The sequence below is a fragment of the Marinobacter sp. genome (genome assembly GCF_052091845.1).
Classification (GTDB): Bacteria; Pseudomonadota; Gammaproteobacteria; order Pseudomonadales; family Oleiphilaceae; genus Marinobacter.
Genome location: NZ_JBQDCO010000088.1, coordinates 1 through 4,638, shown reverse-complemented (window position 1 = coordinate 4,638; position 4,638 = coordinate 1). Strand labels below are relative to the sequence as shown.

Sequence of the window (4,638 nt, the reverse complement as noted above, 5' to 3'; positions counted from 1 at the left end):
CACAAGATGGGCATCACGGCAACGGATACTGTATATTGAGTTGCTATAAGGAAAAAAAACCCATGAGATGGTCATATCCAGCACAATAAAATCCAGGAGTCGACCATCAAACTGCTCAAATCAAAAAGCTCACGACCAGAGCAATCGCGGCGATAAGCCAAAGTGCATCCCCTGCACTGGAAGCTATAGCGCCATTGCAGAATCGTCTGCCAGGATCACCGTAGAACCAAAAACCATACGCACACATCTTTTAATTTCCTTGGCTACACAACTGGTGAAAGTGCGACCGAACAGGAACGTCGTGCGATTCGTGCTGAATTGGCGGAGCGTTACAAAGCGCTTGAAGCTGCGAAGTCATAATAGATTGCCAGTTCAGTCCCAGTAGGGCGGATCGCCAAAGTAACCCTTTATAAAATCAACAAAACTCCTTACCTTGCTGGCGAGCAACTGACGGTGTGCGTACACCGCATAAAGTCCCATTGGCTCGGGTTCGTACTCCTGCAGGATAGCCTGCAGCTTTCCTTCCTTGATGGCCGGGCCTGAAATAAACGTGGGCTGCAAGGTAATTCCTGCACCGGCGATCGCGGCTTCTACCAGTACATCACCGTTGTTGCTGGTCATACCATTGCTGTCATTCTGGCCGTTGTTTTGCAGCCACCGATGCAGAGGTTGGCTGAAATCCAGCTCAATGTAGCTGTAGCGCAGATAACGGTGCCCCTGAAGGTCTTCCAGGTGTTTTGGGGTACCATTTTGTTTCAGGTAATCTGGTGAAGCGCACACTGCCATTCGGATCGGAGCAATGCGCTTGGCGATAAGAGAGGAGCTTTTCAGATGGCCGATCCGCAGTACCACGTCAAACCCCTCTTCAACCACGTCCACTTTGCGGTCGTTCAGCTGCAAGTCGATACCTACGCCTGGGTGGGCTTTCTGGAATTCACTTAGCAAGGGTGCCATGTGGCGGATCGCAAAGGAAACCGGCGCACTGACTCTCAGCAGGCCGCGAGCTTCGGTGTGCAGATCGCCAATCTGGCACTCCATGTCTTCAATATCATGCAACACCTGTTGTGCCCGTTGGTGGTAGCTGGCTCCCGCCTCCGTAAGGTGAAGGCGCCGGGTGGTGCGGTTGAGCAGGCGTACACCCAAGTGTTCTTCAAGTTGAAAGACATACTTGCTGACCAGCTGTGGGGACATATCAAGGCGATCGGCGGCGCGGGTGAAAGCACCTTCACTCACTACTGTAACGAAAGCGCGCATAGCATCGAGACGATCCATAGCTCCATCCTGATTCTGTGGTTTTATGGATTATCAACGCCGTGTTGATAGTAATGCAATGATGACCCACTTATTCATTTGAACAAGCATTAGTAAAGTAGTCCCATCACATGGAACGAGGCTTCAGTAGGAAGCTAACAGATTACTATGGGAGGGAACATCATGAACCCCAAAGTTACGCAAATACTGTTCAATACCAACGGCGGAAAGCTTGCACTGGATAAAGTGCTTCAGAAGCGTTTAGGCGAAGCGAAACTTTAAGTTCATTTAGCGAGGTTGACCATGCAAGCCATACAGTTTTCTGCAGCAGGCTCACTCGAATCATTGCAATTAAACGATGTGCCCACTCCTGTGGCCGGTGCCGACGAGGTTCTCGTGGAGGTGCGGGCTGCCGGCCTGAACCCCAGCGATCTGAAGAATGTTCTCGGGCGCTTTCCTTACACCACAACACCGCGCATTCCTGGCAGGGATTTCTCCGGTGTGATTGTGGAGGGGCCCGAAGAGCTTTTAGGCAAAGCGGTCTGGGGCGGTACGGGTAAGGGCTTCAGTTTCACGCAGGATGGCTGCCACGCTCAGTATGTGGTTGTGCCAGCGAATGCGATTGCACTCAAGCCGGGATCGCTAACCTTTGTACAGGCCGCCACCTTCGGCGTTCCTTACATCACCGCATGGGATGCTCTGGAGCGAAGCAAGGTTAAAGCAGGTACCCGGTTCCTGGTCATCGGAGCTGGAGCTGTAGCCAGAGCAGCACAGGCACTGGCCAGGGCAAGGGGCGCCAATGTTGTCCTGGGCGTGCGCCGTGCCGAGGTTGTTCAGGAGCTACAAACGCAAGGCATCAGCGCGTTTCAGTTATCCGATGCGGATCAGTTGGCAGAGCAGGCGCAGGATAGTTTTGCGCAGCAATCGCCTGAGGTGATTTTCGATACCACTGGTTTCTGGTTGCCGGCGGCGGTTAACACGGTAGCAGCGTTTGGCCGCGTTGCGGTTATTGCAGCGCCGATGGATGGGATGATCAATATGTCCGCTCTTAACCTGTACCGTCGCGGCGGCTCGGTGATCGGCGTTAACTCCCTGCTCTACAGTCTGGAAGACTGCGCAAAAATGTTAGAGCAATTAAGCGAGGCCTTTGAGGGCAAGTTACCTATACCAGAGAGCTTTACTGAGCTGCCGCTTTCGGAGGCTGTTGCAGCCTATCGTCGAGTGGATGAAGGTGGGGCTGAAAAAATCGTCCTGATTCCTTGAGGCAACAGGTTTTACCGTCACGATTATGCGAAACAGGAGAGTTTGAAATGATTGAACGTCGACCCTACAGTGAACTTGGCGGTGCCCACCATGGCTGGCTGGATACCCGTCACCACTTCTCATTTGCAGAATATTACGACCCCAACCGTATGCACTGGGGCAATCTCCGGGTGTGGAATGACGACACCATCGCACCACATTCGGGCTTTCCCCGTCACCCACACCGGGACATGGAGATCATCACCTATGTGCGCAAGGGTGCTATTACGCATCAGGACAGTCTGGGTAACCGGGGCCGCACTGAAGCTGGTGATGTGCAAGTAATGAGTGCCGGAACAGGTATTGCTCACAGTGAGGTGAACGAAGAGGACGAGCCCGCCCAGGTCTTCCAGATCTGGATTATGCCCGGTGAAGCGGGCATGCCACCTACCTGGGGAACCAAGCCGTTTCCGAAGGGCGACCGCAGTGGTTCCTTTGTGACCCTCGCCAGCGGTATTCCTGGCGATGATGGGGCTTTGCCAATACGCACGGATGCTCGCCTGGCGGCGGCAACGCTGGAAGCCGGTAAGAGTGCCGAATATCAGATCGCCCCCGGGCGCAGGGTCTATCTGGTGCCGGCAGCCGGCAGGATTGATATTAATGATGTGGTTGTCTCTGCCGGCGACGGTGTTGCAGTTAGCGACGAGCAGTTGCTGAAAGTGAGTGCTCTGAAAGACAGCGAAATCGTGCTGGTCGATGTGGCATAAGCCGCTAAGCTGGCTGGATGGAGGTAGGTTGCATATTTACAGTTTCTTAGTGTGTTTTACCTGCCTTCCCAGACTGAAAGAAGTGTACATAAACACAAAACCAAACCCAAAGAGGACATCGAAATGACGAAGATTCTGGTTCTTTACTATTCCATGTACGGCCATATTGAAACCATGGCGAACAAAGTTGCTGAGGGCGCCCGTGGCGTCGATGGCGTAGAGGTCACCGTGAAACGTATACCGGAAACCATGGATGCCGAAGCCTTCCAAGGTGCAGGAGGCAAAGTTGACCAGGCTGCGCTAGTGGCCACGCCAACAGAGCTGGCAGATTACGATGCCATCATCGTTGGCACGCCCACCCGCTTTGGCAACATGGCCGGGCAGGTGCGCACCTTTTTCGATCAGACCGGCGGGCTCTGGGCCAAGGGCGCTCTGGCTGGCAAGGTGGCCAGTGTATTCACGTCGACCGCCACCGGCGGTGGGCAAGAAATGACCATCACCTCCACCTGGACGACTCTGGCGCACCACGGCATGGTTATTGTGCCAATCGGCTACACCACGCCGGAGCTGTTTGATATCTCTCAGGTAGGTGGAGGCACGCCTTATGGTGCGTCGACCATTGCCGCTGGTGATGGCTCACGCCAGCCGGACGAGCGTGAACTGGGCATTGCCCGCCACCAAGGCGAATATGTCGCCAAAATTGCGGCTAAACTCAGAGGCTAGGAGTCTGCGCGGCAGACGTGTTTTGAGCAAGCACCTCTGTCGTGGCCGGGATGCCGGAATAGATAAAAGACTATAATCGCAACCAGCCGCAAAAAGCGGCTTAAAATGAAATCCCCCTGGGAGCACCGGGCACAACTGACATCAAACGAATGAGGTGGTGTCCGGCTTATCGGGGGAAACTACACCCAACCATTTGAAATACATATCTTTAAGTTGATTGCTCGCTACCTGCAATCATCTAAGGCAAGTACCTTACGGAAACGAAGGCCTCAAGTTCGAATCCTTACAATCTAAAAAGCACCCGGACCAGGTGCCAGAAAGTAAGGACCGAAGCTATTCTCCGCGACAACACTAATGCTCTTTTTCAGTGAGGTAAGTGCTCAGCTTCTGTAGTTCCCTGTCGCTAATCTCCGTTTTACGAAAAAACGGCATCACAGAAATACCATTGCGCACAAAGTATTCAATAGTCGACGCAGTCAGATCAGTACGATCCTCCAGAGCAGCCGGAACCTCCCCCTTGTAGCGTGCGCCTAACGCAATGGTACCCGGATAGTCATCTCCCCTGTCATGGCAGGATGAACACCACTTCTCAAATATCTCTATCCCCGCCGAAATCGCCCGGCGTGAAGCCCGATTGGAAGCGCTGGCAGACGCC

5 protein-coding genes are annotated in these 4,638 nt (G+C 53.7%); 3 read left to right on the top strand and 2 right to left on the bottom strand.

Annotated features, from left to right (window positions below; all coding sequences use genetic code 11):
• Positions 1 to 372 precede the first annotated feature (372 nt).
• Positions 373 to 1,272 carry a LysR substrate-binding domain-containing protein gene (locus ACTHYN_RS16160; protein ID WP_441813431.1) on the bottom strand — a complete coding sequence of 300 codons (900 nt, stop codon included), beginning with the start codon at positions 1,270 to 1,272 and terminating at the stop codon, positions 373 to 375.
• Positions 1,273 to 1,554: 282 nt separating this feature from the next.
• Here ACTHYN_RS16160 and ACTHYN_RS16155 point away from each other — a divergent pair, with 282 nt between their 5' ends.
• The 3 genes from ACTHYN_RS16155 (at position 1,555) to wrbA (ending at position 3,983) form a co-directional block, all read left to right on the top strand.
• Entirely contained in the window at positions 1,555 to 2,514 is a 960-nt protein-coding gene (locus ACTHYN_RS16155) for a quinone oxidoreductase family protein (RefSeq protein WP_441813430.1), read from the top strand.
• Between the two features lie 47 nt (positions 2,515 to 2,561).
• On the top strand, positions 2,562 to 3,260 hold the full coding sequence (locus ACTHYN_RS16150; protein ID WP_441813429.1) for a pirin family protein: 699 nt from the start codon (positions 2,562 to 2,564) through the stop codon (positions 3,258 to 3,260).
• Positions 3,261 to 3,383: 123 nt separating this feature from the next.
• Positions 3,384 to 3,983, top strand: coding sequence for an NAD(P)H:quinone oxidoreductase (gene wrbA, locus ACTHYN_RS16145; protein WP_441813428.1), 600 nt, complete (start codon positions 3,384 to 3,386; stop codon positions 3,981 to 3,983).
• A 351-nt stretch (positions 3,984 to 4,334) separates the two neighbouring features.
• On the opposite strand, the gene ACTHYN_RS16140 is transcribed toward wrbA, so the two are convergent.
• A partial coding sequence (locus ACTHYN_RS16140; RefSeq protein ID WP_441813427.1) for a c-type cytochrome occupies positions 4,335 to 4,638 on the bottom strand: 304 nt, incomplete at its 5' end.

What these genes read in the sequence shown, in the direction of transcription:
- wrbA (WP_441813428.1), top strand. Translation starts at nt 3,384, where the DNA reads ATGACGAAGATTCTGGTTCTTTACTATTCCATGTACGGCCATATTGAA.
- ACTHYN_RS16150 (WP_441813429.1), top strand. Translation starts at nt 2,562, where the DNA reads ATGATTGAACGTCGACCCTACAGTGAACTTGGCGGTGCCCACCATGGC.
- ACTHYN_RS16160 (WP_441813431.1), bottom strand. Translation starts at nt 1,272, where the DNA reads ATGGATCGTCTCGATGCTATGCGCGCTTTCGTTACAGTAGTGAGTGAA.
- ACTHYN_RS16155 (WP_441813430.1), top strand. Translation starts at nt 1,555, where the DNA reads ATGCAAGCCATACAGTTTTCTGCAGCAGGCTCACTCGAATCATTGCAA.